Consider the following 17,629-nt stretch of genomic DNA (forward strand, 5'->3'; position numbering starts at 1 on the left):
TCGCTCGCACTCGTGCAAAGGTCATAGCTCCGCCAGCGGGGTGGGGTACAGGTCTTGAAACCTCAGACACCCACGGACGTCGGAACGTTGCGGTCACGTTCTGTAAGGACTCTTTACTGTAGGTGGCCTCCGCACCTACCATCAACGGACGTTGATCGATTCAGGCGTGCGCCCCGAGCAGGGAGGTCTGACATGCAGACGCCGAACAGGACCCGGGGTACGCGAGCCAGACGGAGTCGCATTCGGCGGTTCGGCTCGATGGCGTTGGTCGTCACGCTCGCGATCCAGGCGGCCGGGCTGACCGGTCAGGTGGCCACGCCGGCGTTGGCGGACACGTCACCGGTCACGGCATCGCAGCTCGTGCCGATCCCCGCCGCCATGGAGGCCGTACCGGGGGAGACCTTCGTGGTCGGCCCGGCCACCAGGATCGTGGGAGCCGAGGAAGCGCGGGCCGTGGCCGACGCGCTCGCGACGACCATGCGGGCCTCGACCGGCTATCCGCTGCCCGTGTCGACGGCCGCGCCGCAACCGGGTGACATCGCACTCGGCCTGACCGACGACGCGGACCTCGGCGACGAGGGTTACCGGCTCGACGTCTCGGGCGCCGGCATCCAGATCGAGGCGCGGCGGCCGGCCGGGCTCTTCTACGGCATGCACACCCTGCGTCAACTGCTTCCGCCGTGGATCGAGAGCCCGACCGTGCGGCCCGGGCCATGGACGGTGTCCGGCGTGCGGATCACCGACACCCCGCGGTACGCGTACCGCGGCATGATGCTCGACATCGCCCGGCATTTCCAGCCGCCGGACGTGGTCAAGCGTGTGATCGACAAGGCGTCCGCGTACAAGTTGAATGTCCTGCACCTGCACGTCAGCGACGACCAGGGCTTCCGGATCGCGATCAACGGCCGGCCCGAGCTCACGGCCATCGGCGGGCAGTTCTCGATCAACAACGACCCGGGCGGCTTCTGGACCCAGGCCGAGTACGTCGACGTCGTCAACTACGCGGCGGCGCACTTCATGACCGTCATTCCCGAGGTCGACTCGCCGGGACACACCAACGCGATCGTCATGTCCTACGCGGGGCCCGAGGCGAACCCGGTGCTGCCGGACGTCAACTGCACGAGGAACAATCCTCCACAATGGAACCTGACCGGGGCGGTCGGCTACAGCGCGCTGTGCCCCGAGAGCCCGAACACCTGGGCGATCCTGACCGACATCATCAACCAACTCAGTGCCATGACACCTGGGCCCTACTACCACCTCGGTGGTGACGAGGTGCCGGCGTCCACCCTGGCCAGCACCCGGTACGTCAGCTTCGTCGACCAGGAAGCACAGATCGTCAAGGCGCAAAACAAGATCGTGATGGGCTGGGCCGAGATCTCCCAGGCGAACTTCGGCCAGCCCGGTTCACCACCGGCCGTCGCCCAGTTCTGGAACAACGGGAACCCGGCGGGCTCCGGCGGTGACACGGCCCGGCGGGCCGTACAGAAGGGCATGAAGGTCGTGATGTCGCCGGCCAACCACACGTACCTGGACATGCAGCAGTTCGTCGGCAGCCCGCTCGGGCTGAGTTGGGCCGGCCGGCTGGACGTCTCGCAGTTCTACAACTGGTCCGGCACCAGCAGCGACCCGGCGACGTACATCCCGGCGCGGACCACCGGCGGCGTCACCCTGCCGGCGGTGACCGACGCGGACATCCTCGGTGTCGAGGCGGCGATGTGGTCCGAGACCCTGCGCACCCTGGACGACATCGGCTTCCAGATGTTCCCGCGACTTCCGGCGACCGCGGAGATCGGCTGGTCGCCGAAGACCCACGCCGACCGCAACCTCGCGTCCTTCGTCAGCCGCGTCGCCGGCCACGGACTGCGGTGGCAGCTACAGGGCCAGAACTTCTACCCGTCGCCGCAGGTGCCGTGGCAGGTCGACGTGGCGGCACCGGACATCGCCGTGCGGGAGCGGACGGTCATGGGCGACATCGCCTCCGTGTCCACTCCGGGCGCGACGCTGGAGCAGGTGTCCGCGACGGTCGACTGGGGCGACGGAACCAGCTCGCCGGCGACCCTGAGCGGCACGGCCGGCACCAACAAGACCGCCAACGGCATCTACACGGCCACGGCCGGCCACACGTACGGGCGCAACGGCGTCTACCAGGCGACCATCACGGCGACCCGGCCAACCGGGAGCACGACCGCCCATTTCCAGGTCGTCGTGGACACCTGCACGTCGACGGTGTCGGGCACCCACCGCGGCCCGCTGGTCGTCAGTGCCGGGGTCACCTGCCTGGCCGGTGCCACGGTCTCCGGGCCTGTGACGGTCCGTCCGGGCGGATCGCTGGTCGCCACGGGCGCCTCGATTCAGGGCCCGGTGAGCGCTACGAGTGCGGCCCTGGTCGAACTGATCGGCGGTTCGGTCAGCGGACCGGTCAGCCTCGCCGGCACCACGGGTGAGGTCGAGGTCGAGGGGGTACGGATCAGCGGCCCACTCACCCTGACCGGCACGAATGTCGCCGCCGCACCCGTGCTCGCCGGCAACGTCGTCAACGGTCCGCTGTCCTGCACCGGCAACACTCCCGCGCCGGTCAACAACGGCCAGCCGAACACGATCCGGGGACCGGCGACCGGGCAATGTAAGGGTCTGTGACCGTCCCATCAGGCCCGGGCGGGGTCATGCCCCCCGGGCCTGGTGGTGACCAAAGTCCACGGGTAGCCAAGCCAAGCGACCGAGCGGGTTCTCGCACCGGTTGACTGGCCTGGTCGGGCAGGTGACATTGCTGCTCCTGCGGGCCGCTTGGTCCGTCGCCTGACCTGGACGCTCAAGCGGCACGGCGTCATCCGCGAGCTGCGCCGCAAGGTGGCGCCGAGCTGAACTCCGTCCGTGAGACGCCCTGCTCGGCGTTGGCATACGAGGCTGGTGCGGCGTGAGGGCCTGACTCGTAGCATGGTGCGGGTGACCGACACCGACTGGAGCACCGACCTCGCCGGCACGGGCGGCTACGCCGACGTGAACGGCATCAACCTCTACTACGAACGCTACGGCGCGGGTCGACCGTTGGTCTTGCTGCACGGCGGCCTCGGCTCGGGCGAGATGTTCGGTCCGGTGCTGCCGCTGCTGGCCGCGACGCACGAGGTCATCACCGTCGACCTGCAGGGCCACGGCCGCACCGCGGACGTCGACCGGCCCCTTTCCCTCGACGCGATGGCCGCTGATGTGGCGGCGCTGATCGACCACTTAGGCCTGGGGCAGGCGGACCTGGCGGGCTACTCCCTGGGCGGCGGCGTCGCGATGCACGTCGCGGCCAACCACCCGGCCAAGGTCGGCAAGCTCGTGATGGCGTCAGCCTGGCTGCGCACAGACTCGATCTACCCGGAGATGCGGGCGATGCAGGGCCAGGTGAGCGCGGCGGCCGCCGAGTTCATGGTGGACACCCCGATGTACCAGCTCTATCAGAAGGTCGCGCCACGTCCTGAGGACTTCGGACGCCTGCTGGACAAGATCGGCGACTTCATGCGGCAGGGCATCGACTTCACGGAAAAGGTCAGTTCCCTGACCGTGCCGACGATGGTGGTCGGCGCGGACGCTGACCAGGTCCCACCGACGGCGTTCATGGAAATCTTCGGGCTGCTCGACGGCGGCAAGCGAGACGGCGGCTGGACCGGCGAAGGCCGCCCGGCGGGCGGACACGCCCTGGCCATCCTGCCCGGCGTCACGCACTACTCGATCTTCAGCTCGCCCTTGTTCGCCGCGGTCATCCTCGACTTCCTCGACCGCTGACCCCGCTCACGTTCCACCCGCTGGCGGACGGGCCCGGCGGTCGGGGCCGCGAATCGACTGACCACGTCCGTGATCAGGCGCCCGCGGCGGCGCGGGGTGCTGCGCCGCCGCGAACGCGATGCCGTTCTGTCAGGTCAGGTCAGATGCGGCCGGCCATCTTCTCGATCTGGTCGAGGACGAGCTGGGGCCGGTCGACGGGAATGTCGTGGGAGCTGCCCTCGGCGGTGACGAGCTCGCGGTCGGGTCCGGCCTTCGCGAAGGTGGCGGCCGCGTCGCGCCAGCGCTGGACGTCTTCCGGGGAGCCGTCGAAAGGCGTCTTCGTGGAGACGATGACGATCGCCGGCACCGTGTTCGGCCACGTGGCCTGGTGGTACTCGTGATGGGCGGGGCCGAAGTTGGCTGCCGTCGCGATGAGCTGTCGGTTCTCCTTTGTAGAAGGCTGCTTCTTCGCTTCCTCGACCTGTGGACCGGTGGCGGCCACGAGGCGGGCGATCTCCTGATCGGTGAAGAACGGCGGCAGGTTCGCGTCGACGAGCACCGCGCCGGAGACCAACTGTGGGTTCGCTCGCGCGAAGTACGTGGCGACCTCGCCCGCCTGCGAGTGCGAGACGAGGAGCACCTTCTGCGTCACGCCGAGCTGGCGTAGGCCGGCCTCCAGGTCGGAGACGGCGGAGTGGACGTTCCACGGGCCGGGTAGCTCGTCGCTGTTGCCCAGACCCGCACGGTCGTACGTGATGATCATGGATCCGGTGTCTTGCGACAGTTTCGGGGCCAGGCGCTGCCAATAGGAGGAGTCCTCGCCGCCGCCGGCGTCCAGGACGATCGCGGGCAGGTGTCCAGGGGTGACGTGGAAGGCCAGCCGACGTCCGTCGACGTTGACCATCTTCAGGGTCGAAGCCGCCGGGCTGGCTGGGGCCGAGGCACTGGGCGGAGCCTGCGGGCCGGGGGCGGACGGCGGTGAGTTGCCGCACGCGGTCAACCCGGCTACGAGCGCTGCGGGCAGGACCAACGCCAGGGCGATGGAGCGACGCCGAGACCTTAGTTTCGCGGTCATGGAACTTCCTTGGAATCTCGGCAAGGCCCAGGGCAACCTCGCTGCGCCCGGCTTTGCCTGCGGTGCGGAACGAGATCAATCCTGGGCTTCGCCGGCGTCCGGCACGATCCTGCTGACCGCAGCTTTTGAACGATGGAGAGCAGCAACACCACTCGGGGGTTGTCCCTACCTACCCTGGCTTCGTCACTTCAGGGCCACCGTCACCCCGCCGGAGAATGGCGAGTCGTGTAGCTCGACCGTGGTGAGCTTCGTTCCCTTTGGTACGTCGAAGACCAGCGTTCCCTTGAGTTGGTTGCCTGGGTTGATGTCCTGGAGGAACACGTCGGTGCCGTCGTTGGCGTACAGGCCCGCCGCGCCGTCGTGGGAGAACTCCGTGCCGTCGCCGTCGAACGCCTTCTGCGACGAGCCGTCGAACATCTGCGACTTGTTGCCGATGTTGCGGACGGACAGGTCGACGAGGCAGTACACGCCCAGGGCGTCTTCGCCGATCATGCTGTTGCCGACGCGGGTCGTACCGCAGGCGACTTTGGAGACCTTGAACTCGAACTTGCCGTCACGGGCGGCCTCGTTGAGCCCCGGCGTCGACACCTTCGGCGGCGCCTCGTCCACGGTGCCGCCGGCAGCGGTCACGGTGTCGGTCGTCGGGTCGTCGCCGCCGGCGTTCAGGGCGGCTATGCCGACTCCGCCGCAGCAGAGCAGGAGGACCACGAACCCGCCGACGATCCACGGCGTCTTCGAACGCTTCTTTGCCGGCGGCGGGCCGAAATGCGGGACACCGCCGGGCGGCGGGAAGCCAGGCGGCGGGAAACTGGGCGGCGGGGGCTGGTAGGTCATGGCGGGGCTCCGTGTTCGGGACCGAGAGCGGCGGGATCGACGCGGCCGGGCGTCTCGATCCCGCGGGCGCCCGGCCGCAGAACCAGGTAACCGGACGAAACGCCCGAGAAAGCAAGAAGACACAGAAATCGGGAGTACGGCGGCCCGGGCCGTCCAGGCGGACTACCTCGATAGAGATCGTGAGACACCGTGGTGAAGCCAGGGTGAAACCGGGTCGCCGCAGTCTTCCTCTCAGGCGTGGCCGATCGGGCCGCGGTAACGGGAGGACTGGCATGACACGCGTGCCATCAGGGGCGGCGGTCGAGGTGACCGGGCTGCGTAAGGCGTTCGGCGACAAGGTGGTGCTGGACGGGGTCGATCTCGAGGTCGCCAGCGGCACCGTCTTCGCCCTGCTCGGGCCCAACGGGGCCGGCAAGACCACCGCTGTGCGGATCTTGTCGACGTTGATCCGTGCCGACGGTGGTCAGGCTCGCGTCGCCGGGCACGACCTGGTCAAGGAAGCCGACGAGGTACGGGGAGCGATCGGCGTCACCGGGCAGTTCTCGGCCGTCGACGACCTGCTCACCGGCGAGGAGAACCTGGTCCTCATGGCGGACCTGCACCACCTCGGCCGGGCCGAGGGCCGTCGCCGCACCGCCGAGCTGCTCGACCGCTTCGACCTCACCGACGCGGCCCGGAAGGTGGTGTCGACCTACTCCGGCGGCATGCGGCGCCGGCTCGACCTGGCGATGACCCTCGTCGGCGACCCACAGGTGATCTTCCTCGACGAGCCGACCACCGGCCTGGACCCCCGCAGCCGCCGCACCATGTGGGAGACGATCCGCAGCCTGGTGGCGAGCGGTGTCACGATCTTCCTCACCACCCAGTACCTGGACGAGGCGGACGAGCTCGCCGATCGCATCGCCGTGCTCGACCAGGGCAAGGTCGTCGCCGTCGGCACCGCGGAGGAGCTGAAGCGAGGGCTGCCCGGTGGCCACGTCCGGCTGCGGTTCGCCGACCTCACCCAGGTCAGCGCAGCCGCGGGCCTCTTCCAAGACGCGACCAGGGACGACGACGCACTCACTCTGGAAGTGCCCAGCGACGGCGGTGTACGCGCGCTGCGGAACTTGCTGGACCAGCTCGAACGAGAAGGCATCGAGGTCGAGGACCTCTCCGTACACACGCCGGATCTTGACGATGTGTTCTTCGCCCTCACCGGGCACCCGACGGCGGAGAAGGAGGCGGTCCGATGAGCGACGCGATGACGATGGTGCGGCGGAACGTCCGGCATACGCGCCGGAACCCCGTCGTGGTGATCATGACCATCGCGCTGCCGGTGTTCATGCTTCTGTTGTTCGTCGGGATCTTCGGCGGCGCGCTCAACATCGGGCTGGGAGCGGCCGTCCAGGGTGACGACTACATCGACTACCTGGTGCCCGGCATTCTGCTGATGGCCGTCGGGTACGGGGCCAGCCAGACCGCCATGGCCGTCAACCAGGACGTGACCTCCGGCATCATCTCCCGGTTCCGCACGATGCGGATCTCCCGCACGTCGGTGCTCACCGGGCACGTGATCGTGTCCACCGCCCGCACCTTGGTGAGCTCCGTGCTGGTCGTCGGTGTCGCCGTGCTGCTGGGTTACCGCCCCGACGCCGGCGTGAGCGAATGGCTGGCCGCGGTCGGGCTCGTCGCCTTGTTCACGCTCGCCCTGACCTGGCTCGCGGTGGCCGTCGGCCTGGCCGCCAAGTCGCCCGAGGGCACGACGCCGTTCCTGTTCGCGGTCCAGCTTCTGCCGTTCGTCAGCAGTGCGTTCGTGCCGCCGGATTCGATGTCCGGGGCCGTGCGGTGGTTCGCCACCCACCAGCCGTTCACGCCGATCATCGACGCGATGCGCGCTCTGCTGCTCGGCACGCCCGTCGACAACCACGGCATCGTCGCCGTGCTCTGGTGCGTCGGGCTCACGGTGGCCGGCTACGGCTGGGCGCGGCTGCTGTTCCGCCGGGATCCGGTGACCTGAGCCAGCGCCTCCGACTTCAGGTCCGCAGAGCCCAGGCCGGCGTACGACGAGACCGCCTCGTCGTACGCCGGCCCGTCAGCTTGTCGCCCGATGGACGCGACCAGTTCCGGGGTCAGGTCCGGCCGCAGCCCGCGGACCATGCCGAACCGGGAAGCCAGAGCGATCAGCCGCGCCGCCTCGGGGCCGGACGAGGCCACCGCCATGGCCGTCAGCAGCGTCCCGCACACCGGCAACATGATCGGTGGCGCGGTCGGCAGCAACCCGGACAGCATCTCCGGCAGTGCGTCCACAATGTCCTGGACCTCGCCGAGGCGGCCGTAGTGCGCGTGTACGAGTACCGCGCCGGCCTCGACCTCGAAGGGCCACAGACCGAACTCCGTGCCGAAACTGGCGGGGTCGGCCGGGCCCGCCGCCTGCCGCCATAGGCGCAGGCCGCCGTCGATGTCACCGCGGCCCAACTGGATCTGCGCCCGGGCGCACAGCTCGAAGCGTGCGGCGTCGACCGGGTCGTCGCCGCGATCCTGGGTAGCCGCAACGAGCTCGCGTTCGGCCTCGTCCCATGCGCCGCGCTGGAGATTGGCCTGCGCCAGCGCCCACCGGCCGCGGGTCATCGTGGACCAGCCCAGCCGCTCGGCCGTTTCCAACGCTGCCGAGATGTGCAGATAGGCCGCCTCGCCCGGCTCGACCATCAGGCACAGTTCGCCGACCCGGCTGTGGGCCAGCGCCCGGATCATCTCCATGTCGTCGGCCTGGAGGTGGGCAAGCATCCGCCGGGCCGCCGCCAGCGCCAACTCCGGCTCGTTGGCCTGCTCCCACCGGTAGCTGAGCACGTAGTTGGCCATGGCCGCCAGCAGTGGTGAGTCGGCCCCGGCCAGTGCCTCCAACGCCGCCGTGTCACGGGCCCGCAGCGCTAGGTCGATGGCCCGGATCGGGTTGTCCGGCGGTGGGGCCGGCAGCCGCCGCAGGACGGCCAGGGCGCGCAGCGGGCTCGCGTCCGGCATCACGAACCCGATCATCGCGTTCAGCACGGCGGCCATCCGGGTCGCCTCGACGAGGTCGGGGCCAGGCCGGAAGTGGGACAGCACCCAGGTCGTGTCCCTGGTCAGCGCGACGAGGCGGGTGAAGTTGGACTCGGTGACCCAGAGGCTCCCGAGCCACGCCGCGGTCGCCGTGACGCTCGCGCCGTCCTGCCGGTCGAGCCCGTGGCGCAGGGCCTGGAGCAGGTTGTCCTGTTCGCTGCGCACGTTGTCCACATCGGGCAGACCGAGCGCGTCGGGTGCCCACCACACGTCGGCGTCGCCGGCCCAGCCGAGGAAACGGTCGACGGCCGCGGCGGTCTCGCCGGCCTCCTCCCGGCGGGCGCTGCTGAACTCGCGCACGGTCTCCAGCATCCGGAAGCGGGTGCCGGACGCCCCCTCGGTAAGCCGGAGCAACGACTGGTCGACAAGTTGTTCCAGGACGGAGTCCGAGCCCAGCACGTGCCGGGCCGCGGCAGCGGTGAAGCCACCCGGGAACACCGACAGCGTGCGCATCGCCGCCTGGGCCGAGGGCGCGAGCAGGTGCCAGCTCCAGTCGATGACGGCGTGCAGCGTGCGGTGCCGGTCCGGGGCGTCCCTGGTGCCGCCGCGCAACAGCTCGAAGCGGTCGTCCAACCGCCGGGCGATCTCGGTCACGGACATCACGCGTACGCGGGCCGCCGCGAGCTCGACCGCCAGCGGGAGCCCGTCGAGCCGGGTGCACAGCTCGGCCACCACCGCCGGCGGCAGGTCGACGTCGGGCCGCGTCGCCCGCGCGCGCTGGCCGAACAGCTCGACCATGGTGGGGAGGTCCAGCGACGGCAGCGCGTACACCGACTCGGCCGCCAGGCGCAGCGGCGCCCGGCTGGTGGTCAGCACCCGCACGTCCCGGCTCGTCGACACCAGTGCGCGCACCAGTTCGGCGACGCCGTTCACCACGTGCTCGCAGTTGTCCAGCACCAGCAGCGCGGCGCCGGGTCCGAGAGCGTCGAGAATCGCGTGTGCCGAACCCGCCGGCCGCGCCCCCAGTGCCGAGCCCACCTCGCCGGCCACGTCCGCGTCGGCCGCCACACCCGCGAGCCCGACGACGTGCACCGTCCGCTGCTCCGCCTGCCGGGCGACGGCATTGGCGAGCCGGGTCTTGCCGAGTCCGCCGGCCCCGACGATCGAGACCACCCTGGAGGTACGCAGCAGGTCGGCCACGGCGGCGACGTCCTTGTCCCGGCCGAGCATCGGGTTGGGCTCCTCCGACACGCCCTGCCGGACGGTCGGCGCGTCGCTGGCGAGCAGGCCCTGGTAGACGTCCCGCAGCGCCGGCCCGGGGTCGCTGCCCAGCTCCGCACGCAGTGCGCGCCGGTACGCGTCGTACCGGATTAGGGCTTCCGGGACCGCTTCGCAGCGCAGCAGCTCGGCCAGCACCTCCTCGTCGCGCGGGTGCGCGGCGGCCAGCTCCCGGAGCGGCTCGACGGCCTCGGCGGGTCGACCCAGCCGGGCCAGCGCGAGCGCGCGAGCCCGCCCCAGCGCGTGGAGAACGGGCACCCGGGCGGCACGCAGGGCGGCCAGCGGGTCGTCTCCCGGGTCGGCGGTCACGCCGGCACAGAGCGCGATGCCGGCCTCGGCTTCCCGGAGCGCGCCGGCATGCTCCCCCGCGCGGGCCGCCCGCTCGCTCGCCTCCGCGTGCAGCCGCACGGCCGACGCGTCGATCTGGTCCGGGCTCAGCGTGAGGCGGTAGCCCGTGGGTGTGGACGCGATGAGCTCAGGCCCGAGCCGCGCCCGCAGCCGGGACACCAGGATCTGCAGGGCCTTGGCCGGGTGGTCGGGGCGCTTCTGCGGCCACAGGTCCTCGACGAGCCGGTTGGTGCTGCTGCCCGTGCGCGGTGAGTCGGCCAGGAGGGCGAGCAGGCTCCGGGGGCCAGAACCGGTGATCTCCTGCCCCCGGTAGGCCACCCGCGGCAGCAGGACCAGCTCGACCGTCACTCACGAGAGTCTAGCCAGGGTGCGGCGTGCGCCTCAGGCCGCGAAACCGTCGATGGCCGCGCTGAGGTCGTCGCCGGTCAGGGGCCGCTGGAGGTCGCTGAGCAGGCGGGCCAGGGCGGGCAGCGCCCGCTCGTCATCGGCCAGGACGACGGCCACGAAGTCCTGGTCCGGGACCATCAGCATGGCCGCTCGGTAACCCGGCAGACGGCCGTTGACGAAAAGCTGGCCCGAGGGACCGAGCGCCCAGCCCAGGCCGTACGCCATCGGGTCGTCCGGAGCCGTCCGTGGTCGCCGGGTCTCCGCCAGCAGGGTCGGGTGGCCGATGACTCGCTCGCCGAAGGTCAGCAGGTCCGGGACACGCGACCACAGACCCCCGCTGGGGCGGCGGCCGCGGGGGTAGTCGGTCGCGCCGTCCCGGCTGATGACCGGCCCGCGCGAGGACGGGTCGAAACCGGTGCCGTCGAGCTGCCAGGGCCGCAGCAGGTTCATGAGCAGGGCCAGCTCGTACGACGTGCCGGTCACGGCCTCCAGCAGCGTGCCGGCCAGGAAGTAGTTGCCGTTGTTATAGGACCAGCGCTCCCCGGGGCGGCGCTCGCTGCCGGCGCGGACCACGAGCCGGGCGGCCTCCTGGAGCGCGAAGGTGCCGTCGCCCAGGCCGGCCACGGCCGACGCGTCCACGGACTCGCGTAGTCCGGACACCTGCCCGAGGATCTGCTCGACGGTGAGGCTCCGATCGGCCCGCCAGTCGCGCGCGAGGGCGGGAAGCAGGTCGATGGCCGGCGTGTGGAGCGCGATGCCCCGCTCGATCAGGGCCAGCCCCAGCACGGCGGACGTGAACGTCTTGGTCAACGACGCGATCCGGAAGCAGGCGTCCACCTCCGCGTCGCGGGCGGCCACGCTTCTCGTGCCGCCCGCGGAAACACCGACCACAATGGAGGGTACGTCGCGGAGGTCAGCGCGCCGCGCGAGCGCGTCCTGGAGATTCACTCAATGGATCTTGCCCTACGCCCGTGGACGCCGTCGACACGAGCCCGGCCAGGACACCGCCGATCACCAGCAGGCCGCCGAGTACGTCGGTGGGACGCACCGGCTCGTCCAGGAGCAGGGCGGCGCTGGCGATGCCGAACAGCGGCACCAGCATCGCGAACGGCGCGATGGTGGAGGCGCCGTACCGGCTGATCAGGTGTCCCCAGGCGGCGAAGCCGCCCAGAGTGGCCGCGCCGGCGACGAACAGCACGGCGAAGACGGCGCTCGGTGTAACCTCCCGCAGTGCTTCGAGGTCCTTGGCGGGCCCGTCGACCAGGAGGGAGAGCAGGATCAGCCAGGGCGACGCGAGCGCGCTGACCCAGACCATGAAGCGCAGCATGTCCGTGGCACCGGCCTTCCTCGTGGCCACATTGGACAGACCCCAGGCGGCGGCAGCGGCTATCACCAACGCGAAGGCGCCGCCGGGCAGGTCGTCCCCGACGCCGACGGCCACGACCACCACGCCGACGGCGGCGACCGCCAGGCCGGCGATCCGGCGTCGCCCGGGTCGCTCCTTGAGCAGGAACACGGCCAGCAGGACCGTGAAGATCGCCTGGCTCTGGAGGACGAGCGAGGAGAGGCCGGCCGGCATCCCCGCCGCCATGCCGGCGAACAGCAGCGAGAACTTGGCGACGCCGAGGGCCAGGGCGACGGCGAGGATCCAGCGCCACGGCACCCGGGGCCGGCCGACGAAGAAGACCGCCGGCACCGCCGCGAGGGTGAACCGCAGGGCGTTGAACAGCAGCGGCGGGAAGTGGTCGAGCCCGACCCGGATGACGACGAAGTTGACACCCCAGAGGGCGGCCACCCCGACGGCGAGGGCGATGTCGCGTGGTTTCACGACGTTATCGTCTTTGCTGCGGATGGTTTAGCACCAGCGATGCTTTCTTCATCGTCCAGGTAGTCTCGCTACATGATCGAGGTCGGTCGGCTGCGTGCGCTCGACGCCGTGGCCAGCTATGGGACAGTTCTCGCGGCCAGCGCGGCACTGCACTGCACGCCGTCCGCGGTGTCGCAGCAGCTCGGCAAACTGGAGCGGGAGACCGGCGCCACACTGGTCGAGAAGGACGGCCGGCGGATCCGGCTGACTGAGGCGGGCCGGGTCCTCGCCACCCACGCCGCCAAGGTGCTGGCCGCGCTCGACGAGGCCGAGGCGGCGCTGGCCGCGCAACGGGACACCGTCACCGGGCGGGTGACGATCGCGGCGTTCGCCACCGCGTGCCGCGGGCTGCTGCCCCACGCGCTGCACCGGTTGGCCGCCGACCACCCGGACCTGCGTACGGGCCTGGTCGAGGGCGACCCGCACCACGCGCTCGACCTGCTCCAGCGCGGCCACGTCGACCTGGCCGTGCTCGACGACTGGCCCGAGGCCGCGCTGACCTGGCCCGCCGGAATCGCGACCGAGGAGCTTGGCCTCGACGTCGCCGACCTGGTCGTCCCGACGGGCCACCGCCTGGCGTCCACGGCCGGACCGGTGCGCCGGGACCAACTCTTCGGCGAGCGGTGGATCGCGGCTCCGCCGGGCGCGATCTGCTACGAGTGGCTGATGCGGGTGCTGCCCGGCGTCGAGCCGGACTTCCTCGTCGGCGAGTTCGAGACCCAACTGACCCTGGTCGCGTCGGGCCTCGGCGTGGCGATGCTGCCCCGGCTGGCCCGACCGACGCTGCCGGCCGGAGTGGTCACGTTGGCCGTCGCGCCCCGGCCGACCCGGCGGGTGACGGTCGCGTGGCGGGCCGCCTCGGCCGCGCGCCCGGCCCTCCAGGAGACGGTGGCGGCGCTGCGCGAATCATGGGCACGATCGTACGGGTAGGCTCGTACCATGACGACGATGCCGCAGCCCAGCCGGGAGCAGTTGGACATCTCGCGCGTCCTCGAGGCGCTGTCGAATCCGATCCGGCAGCGCGTCGTCGCCCAGCTCGCGACGACGACCGACTTCAGGTTCACCTGCGGCGAGCTCCTGCCGGACCTGCCCAAGTCGACGGCGACCCACCACTGGCGGATGCTGCGCGACAGCGGCGTGGTCGGCGTGGAGCGCAACGGGCGCGAGTTCCGGGCCGGCCTGCGCCGCGATGACCTCGACGCCCGCTTCCCGGGCCTGCTGGACGCGGTCCTCGCGGCGGTTGCCCCGCTCACAGTCGGTTGAGCTGAGTTCGAGGGTACGCGTACGTTCGTACCGTGCCTGCTCATGAAAAGCGCGACACGCGCCTGATCCTTCCCGTGCTGCTCCTGGGCGTCGTGTCGTACGCGCTGATCCAGTCGCTCATCGCCCCCGTCCTGCCGGTGATCCAGCAGGACCTGGGCACGACGCAGAGCACGGTCACCTGGGTGCTCACCGCCAACCTGCTCTCCGCGTCGATCTTCACGCCGATCCTGGGCCGCCTCGGCGACCGGGCCGGCAAGGACAAGGTGCTGCTCGTCGCCCTGATCGCCCTGGCCGCCGGCGCCCTGATCTCGGCCGTCGCACCGAACATCTTTGTGATGCTGGTAGGCCGCGCCCTCTCGGGAGTCGGCGGCGGTGTGCTGCCGTTGGCGTTCGGCATCGTCCGCGACGAGCTGCCGCGCGAACGGGTCGCCCCCGCCGTCGGCCTGATCGCCGCGCTGCTCGCGATCGGCGCCGGCCTCGGCATCGTCCTGGCCGGTCCGATCGTCGACCTCCTCGGCTACCGCGCCCTGTTCTGGCTGCCCGCGATCGCGGTCGTGATCGCCGCGGTCACCACCTACTTCCGCATCCCCGCCTCACAGTCGCGCGCACCCGGCCGGTTCAGTTGGACCGCCTCGGCGCTGCTGGCGCTCTGGCTGGTCAGCCTTTTGGTCGCGCTGACCGAGGCGGCATCGTGGGGTTGGGGTTCTTTGCGAGTGCTGGGCCTGCTCGCGGCCGCCGTCGTGCTCCTCGTGACCTGGGTCGTCCTGGAGACCCGCTCGGCGAGCCCGCTCATCGACATGCGGATGATGCGCGCCCCCGCGGTCTGGACCACCAACCTGGTGGCGCTGCTGTTCGGCATCGGCATGTACGGCCTGATGGGCTTCCTGCCGGCGTTCATGCAGACTTCTCCGTCTCTTGGCTACGGCTTCGGCGCCAGCGTCACCCGGGCGGGCCTGCTGATGCTGCCGCTGAGCGTGACGATGTTCGTCTCGGGCCTGGCCGCACCGCGCCTGACCCACCGCTACGGCGCCAAGGGCGTACTCGTCGGCGGCACGGTCTTCGCGGTCGGCTCGTTCGCCCTCCTCACCCTGGCCCACGGCCAGCAATGGCAGATCCTCGTGTCGATGGCCCTCCTCGGCATCGGCTTCGGAGCGGCCTTCGCGACGATGTCCAACGTGATCGTGGCCGCGGTACCCGCGCACCAGACCGGCGCCGCGAACGGCATGAACGCGAACATCCGCAGCATCGGCGGCGCGATGGGCGCGGCCGTGATGGCGAGCATCGTCGGTGCGCACGTGCTGCCGAGCGGCCTGCCCACGGAACGCGGCTACAGCATCGGGTTCGCGGTGCTGGGCCTGGCCTGCGTCGGCGCCGCCCTGGCCGCGCTCCTGGTGCCACGCAACCACCAGCACGTAGCGGCTCTCCCTCTCAGAGACGAGGAGTCGTACGCGGAGGCGGCCGTGGTCGGTGTCCCGGGTCTGGCCCGCTGACCGTCGTGCTGCCATCGTCTTCTCATGACGGCGATCGTGGGGCTGGTGGAGTCAGATTCGGTCTACATCGGAGGTGACAGTGCCGGGGTCTCCGGCATGAGCCTGACGGTGCGGGCCGACGCCAAAGTGTTCCGCAAGAAGCGCTACCTGTTCGGCTTCACGACCTCGTTCCGGATGGGCCAACTCATCCGCTACTCGTTGACCCTCCCCAAGCCGACCGGCGACCTGGACGCCTTCATGTCGACAACCTTCATCGACGCACTGCGTGACTGCCTCAAGACGGGCGGCTGGGCGGCCAAGGAGAACGAGCGCGAGGAGGGTGGCACGTTCCTGGTGGCCGTGCGAGGGTCACTGTTCGCGATCCACGACGACTACCAGGTGGCCAAGGCCGCGGACGGGTTCGCCGCCGTAGGGTCTGGGGAACAGATCGCCTTGGGCGCGTTGTACGCGACGGCGGACGCGGGGCTGTCACCACGACGGCGGGTGATGAGCGCCCTGGCCGCGGCTGAACGGTACAGCGCGGGCGTACGCGGCCCGTTCATCTGCCTCAAGAGTCGATGATCGTCAAGTCGCTCTGGACGACCGACCACGGTCCTGATCCGTGGCTGCGGGAGCGCTTCGCCGCTGACCACCCGTCCGTGGTGACGAGAGCGACGGTCGAGGAGTGGACGTCCTCGTCACGCTGGTGGACGAGCACGAGGACTTCGACTGCGACCGCGGCGACCTCCATGACGAGCGTTGCCCGAGCCCGGCCTGCCGCCGCCGCCACCTGTGTTGCGTCGAGGGTGGCCAGTTAGCGGGCGCGAGAACCGGATCGAGGATTCACCTCGATGCCCGGGGTCGGCCGGCGTCGAGGCGAATCCGCGTCGATAGAACCGTACAGAGACATTTCTACTTCGGACAGGGGAATGTCGACTGGCGCACCCGGGTGATATGCGAACGAAGACCATCCGTTCCTGCGGCGCGTCTCGATGGCGATTGCTTCCATCATGGGCAGCGAGCGTCTGAGTCCGGCATCGGCTGGGCGGCATGCGTTGAGCAGTGTCGCAAGCGCCGTCACATCTCTCCTTCGGGGCATCGTTCGAACTAACGCCATCCGCCACCCGGAAATGATCACGTCGCCTTCTTGGCAATGAAGCACACGCCTGCCGGGAAAGACAAGAACGCGGCGGGCCAGAACGGTCTCGGGCAAACAGCCGACTGTAGCGATCAATATCTCCGTGTACGGTCGAGGATCGTGACCCTGGGGGAGCGGTGGTGGACCAAGCCGCCGCTCGGCCAGGTCAGCTATCTGGCCGACGTCGACCCCGCGCTTCTCAGTCTGGGGTTCGATCCATTGCCGGCCGGTGCTCCGGCCATCATCAGGTTTCGGCCGGCGCCAGGGCAGCGGGTCGGGCAGTACGTCAACGCCTTCCTCGACGCCTTGGACCGGGCCGTGTTGGAGCTCTTTCCGCGCTGGTTGCCAGGTGCCGAACACTTGGACGGGCCGACCAAACTGGGCATCGCCGCTGTTCGCGCCCTTGCGGCCGGGGTTGCCGCTCGCTCGGATCACTTCGGGCCTTTCCTCGCCGCCACCGCCGAACGTGCCCTGCGCGACGATCTGGCTGCCGGGCGGTCACGGTTTCCCGCCGAAGTTCGGGCTCGAGGCCTGGCCCTTATCGTTGCCGATGTCTACGGCCGGGAGTCCGTGGCGCTGCACACCGACGTTCCGAATGGTCTGACGCCGGACGGCGAGCGCGCCCTGGCCGCTGCGGCGGAGTGGCTCGCCCAGCACGGTCGGTTCACGGTGTGGTTGACCGGCACACCTCTTCGGAGCGTGGACCGCATCCCTTCCGTCCGGATCACGTTGCCGGTCTATTTGACCCGGCTCGCCGCTGAGGCCGGTCCGCGGCCGGGTCCTGTCGCTGCAGCCGGGCCGGGTCCCGTCGCTGCTGCTCCGCCGGTGCTGACCTACCCGCCGTTGTCCGGCCAGCCGCGCGCGGACAGTGCTGCCGAGCAGGCACTGGAGCGTGCCCTCGCGCCACACGAGTGGGCGCGAGGCCGCCGCTGGAACGAGGTGCTGGATTGGCACCTCCTCGGTAAGGAATACCGACTTGACCTCTTCTGGCCGACGGACGGTTTGGTGGTGGAGGTCGACGGCGACGACCATCGGGAACGTTTGAAATACGCTTCCGACCGCCAACGCGACGCCCGGCTGCAACTGCTCGGCAAAGACGTTTTGCGCTTCACCAACGACCAGGTCCTGACCGATCCCGCGGCCACGGCCTACGTCATCAGGGATCTTCTGCTGCTTCGCCGCCGTCCTCTTCGACAGAAATGAGC

14 protein-coding genes are annotated in these 17,629 nt (G+C 70.4%); 9 read left to right on the forward strand and 5 right to left on the reverse strand.

From position 1 onward, the window contains the following. Positions 1–258: 258 nt before the first annotated feature. Together BLV39_RS25275 and BLV39_RS25280 are read left to right on the forward strand one after the other, a co-directional pair. A complete protein-coding gene (locus BLV39_RS25275) occupies positions 259–2,640 on the forward strand; it encodes a family 20 glycosylhydrolase (RefSeq protein WP_176985073.1) in 2,382 nt (793 codons plus the stop codon). Positions 2,641–2,946: 306 nt separating this feature from the next. After that, positions 2,947–3,771 (forward strand): alpha/beta fold hydrolase, encoded by an 825-nt coding sequence (locus BLV39_RS25280; protein ID WP_239083484.1) that lies wholly within the window; start codon positions 2,947–2,949, stop codon positions 3,769–3,771. A gap of 139 nt (positions 3,772–3,910) precedes the next feature. Here BLV39_RS25280 and BLV39_RS25285 read toward each other — a convergent pair whose 3' ends face one another. Continuing rightward, positions 3,911–4,825, reverse strand: a complete 915-nt coding sequence (locus BLV39_RS25285; RefSeq protein WP_090798312.1) for an alpha/beta fold hydrolase — start codon at positions 4,823–4,825, stop codon at positions 3,911–3,913. 183 nt (positions 4,826–5,008) lie between these two features. Further along, positions 5,009–5,659 carry a DUF4352 domain-containing protein gene (locus BLV39_RS25290; RefSeq protein WP_090798314.1) on the reverse strand — a complete coding sequence of 217 codons (651 nt, stop codon included), beginning with the start codon at positions 5,657–5,659 and terminating at the stop codon, positions 5,009–5,011. Positions 5,660–5,931: 272 nt separating this feature from the next. On the opposite strand from BLV39_RS25290, the gene BLV39_RS25295 reads away from it, so the two are divergent. Further along, on the forward strand, positions 5,932–6,891 hold the full coding sequence (locus BLV39_RS25295; protein WP_090798316.1) for an ATP-binding cassette domain-containing protein: 960 nt from the start codon (positions 5,932–5,934) through the stop codon (positions 6,889–6,891). Next, entirely contained in the window at positions 6,888–7,655 is a 768-nt protein-coding gene (locus tag BLV39_RS25300; RefSeq protein ID WP_090798318.1) for an ABC transporter permease, read from the forward strand. The genes BLV39_RS25295 and BLV39_RS25300 overlap by 4 nt, the downstream gene beginning before the upstream one ends. On the opposite strand, the gene BLV39_RS25305 is transcribed toward BLV39_RS25300, so the two are convergent. The 3 genes from BLV39_RS25305 to BLV39_RS25315 are packed head-to-tail and all read right to left on the reverse strand — an operon-like array spanning position 7,610 to position 12,515. Next, entirely contained in the window at positions 7,610–10,648 is a 3,039-nt protein-coding gene (locus BLV39_RS25305; RefSeq protein WP_090798320.1) for an AfsR/SARP family transcriptional regulator, read from the reverse strand. The genes BLV39_RS25300 and BLV39_RS25305 overlap by 46 nt on opposite strands. 33 nt (positions 10,649–10,681) lie before the next feature. Next, positions 10,682–11,635 carry a serine hydrolase domain-containing protein gene (locus tag BLV39_RS25310; RefSeq protein ID WP_090798322.1) on the reverse strand — a complete coding sequence of 318 codons (954 nt, stop codon included), beginning with the start codon at positions 11,633–11,635 and terminating at the stop codon, positions 10,682–10,684. Further along, positions 11,601–12,515 (reverse strand): EamA family transporter, encoded by a 915-nt coding sequence (locus tag BLV39_RS25315; protein WP_090798324.1) that lies wholly within the window; start codon positions 12,513–12,515, stop codon positions 11,601–11,603. The genes BLV39_RS25310 and BLV39_RS25315 overlap by 35 nt, the downstream gene beginning before the upstream one ends. Before the next feature lie 72 nt (positions 12,516–12,587). On the opposite strand from BLV39_RS25315, the gene BLV39_RS25320 reads away from it, so the two are divergent. The 5 genes from BLV39_RS25320 to BLV39_RS25345 all read left to right on the forward strand — a co-directional run bounded on the left by BLV39_RS25320 (position 12,588) and on the right by BLV39_RS25345 (position 17,627). After that, a complete protein-coding gene (locus BLV39_RS25320) occupies positions 12,588–13,484 on the forward strand; it encodes a LysR family transcriptional regulator (RefSeq protein ID WP_090798326.1) in 897 nt (298 codons plus the stop codon). Positions 13,485–13,493: 9 nt separating this feature from the next. Further along, positions 13,494–13,817: an ArsR/SmtB family transcription factor gene (locus tag BLV39_RS25325; RefSeq protein ID WP_176985074.1), complete on the forward strand. Its 324-nt coding sequence runs from the start codon at positions 13,494–13,496 to the stop codon at positions 13,815–13,817. A gap of 32 nt (positions 13,818–13,849) precedes the next feature. Further along, positions 13,850–15,307 (forward strand): MFS transporter, encoded by a 1,458-nt coding sequence (locus BLV39_RS25330; protein WP_090798328.1) that lies wholly within the window; start codon positions 13,850–13,852, stop codon positions 15,305–15,307. Between the two features lie 24 nt (positions 15,308–15,331). Further along, on the forward strand, positions 15,332–15,868 hold the full coding sequence (locus BLV39_RS25335) for a hypothetical protein (protein ID WP_090798330.1): 537 nt from the start codon (positions 15,332–15,334) through the stop codon (positions 15,866–15,868). 676 nt (positions 15,869–16,544) lie between these two features. Beyond that, positions 16,545–17,627 carry an endonuclease domain-containing protein gene (locus BLV39_RS25345; protein ID WP_090798335.1) on the forward strand — a complete coding sequence of 361 codons (1,083 nt, stop codon included), beginning with the start codon at positions 16,545–16,547 and terminating at the stop codon, positions 17,625–17,627. The last annotated feature ends 2 nt before the right edge of the window (positions 17,628–17,629 follow it).

This window comes from Asanoa ishikariensis (assembly GCF_900107455.1).
Taxonomy (GTDB): Bacteria; Actinomycetota; Actinomycetes; order Mycobacteriales; family Micromonosporaceae; genus Asanoa; species Asanoa ishikariensis.

Bases quoted from the DNA above. Each gene is read 5' to 3' on its own strand.
- BLV39_RS25275 (WP_176985073.1), top strand. From the start codon at position 259: ATGGCGTTGGTCGTCACGCTCGCGATCCAGGCGGCCGGGCTGACCGGT.
- BLV39_RS25285 (WP_090798312.1), bottom strand. From the start codon at position 4,825: ATGACCGCGAAACTAAGGTCTCGGCGTCGCTCCATCGCCCTGGCGTTG.
- BLV39_RS25290 (WP_090798314.1), bottom strand. From the start codon at position 5,659: ATGACCTACCAGCCCCCGCCGCCCAGTTTCCCGCCGCCTGGCTTCCCG.
- BLV39_RS25295 (WP_090798316.1), top strand. From the start codon at position 5,932: ATGACACGCGTGCCATCAGGGGCGGCGGTCGAGGTGACCGGGCTGCGT.
- BLV39_RS25300 (WP_090798318.1), top strand. From the start codon at position 6,888: ATGAGCGACGCGATGACGATGGTGCGGCGGAACGTCCGGCATACGCGC.
- BLV39_RS25320 (WP_090798326.1), top strand. From the start codon at position 12,588: ATGATCGAGGTCGGTCGGCTGCGTGCGCTCGACGCCGTGGCCAGCTAT.
- BLV39_RS25325 (WP_176985074.1), top strand. From the start codon at position 13,494: ATGACGACGATGCCGCAGCCCAGCCGGGAGCAGTTGGACATCTCGCGC.
- BLV39_RS25335 (WP_090798330.1), top strand. From the start codon at position 15,332: ATGACGGCGATCGTGGGGCTGGTGGAGTCAGATTCGGTCTACATCGGA.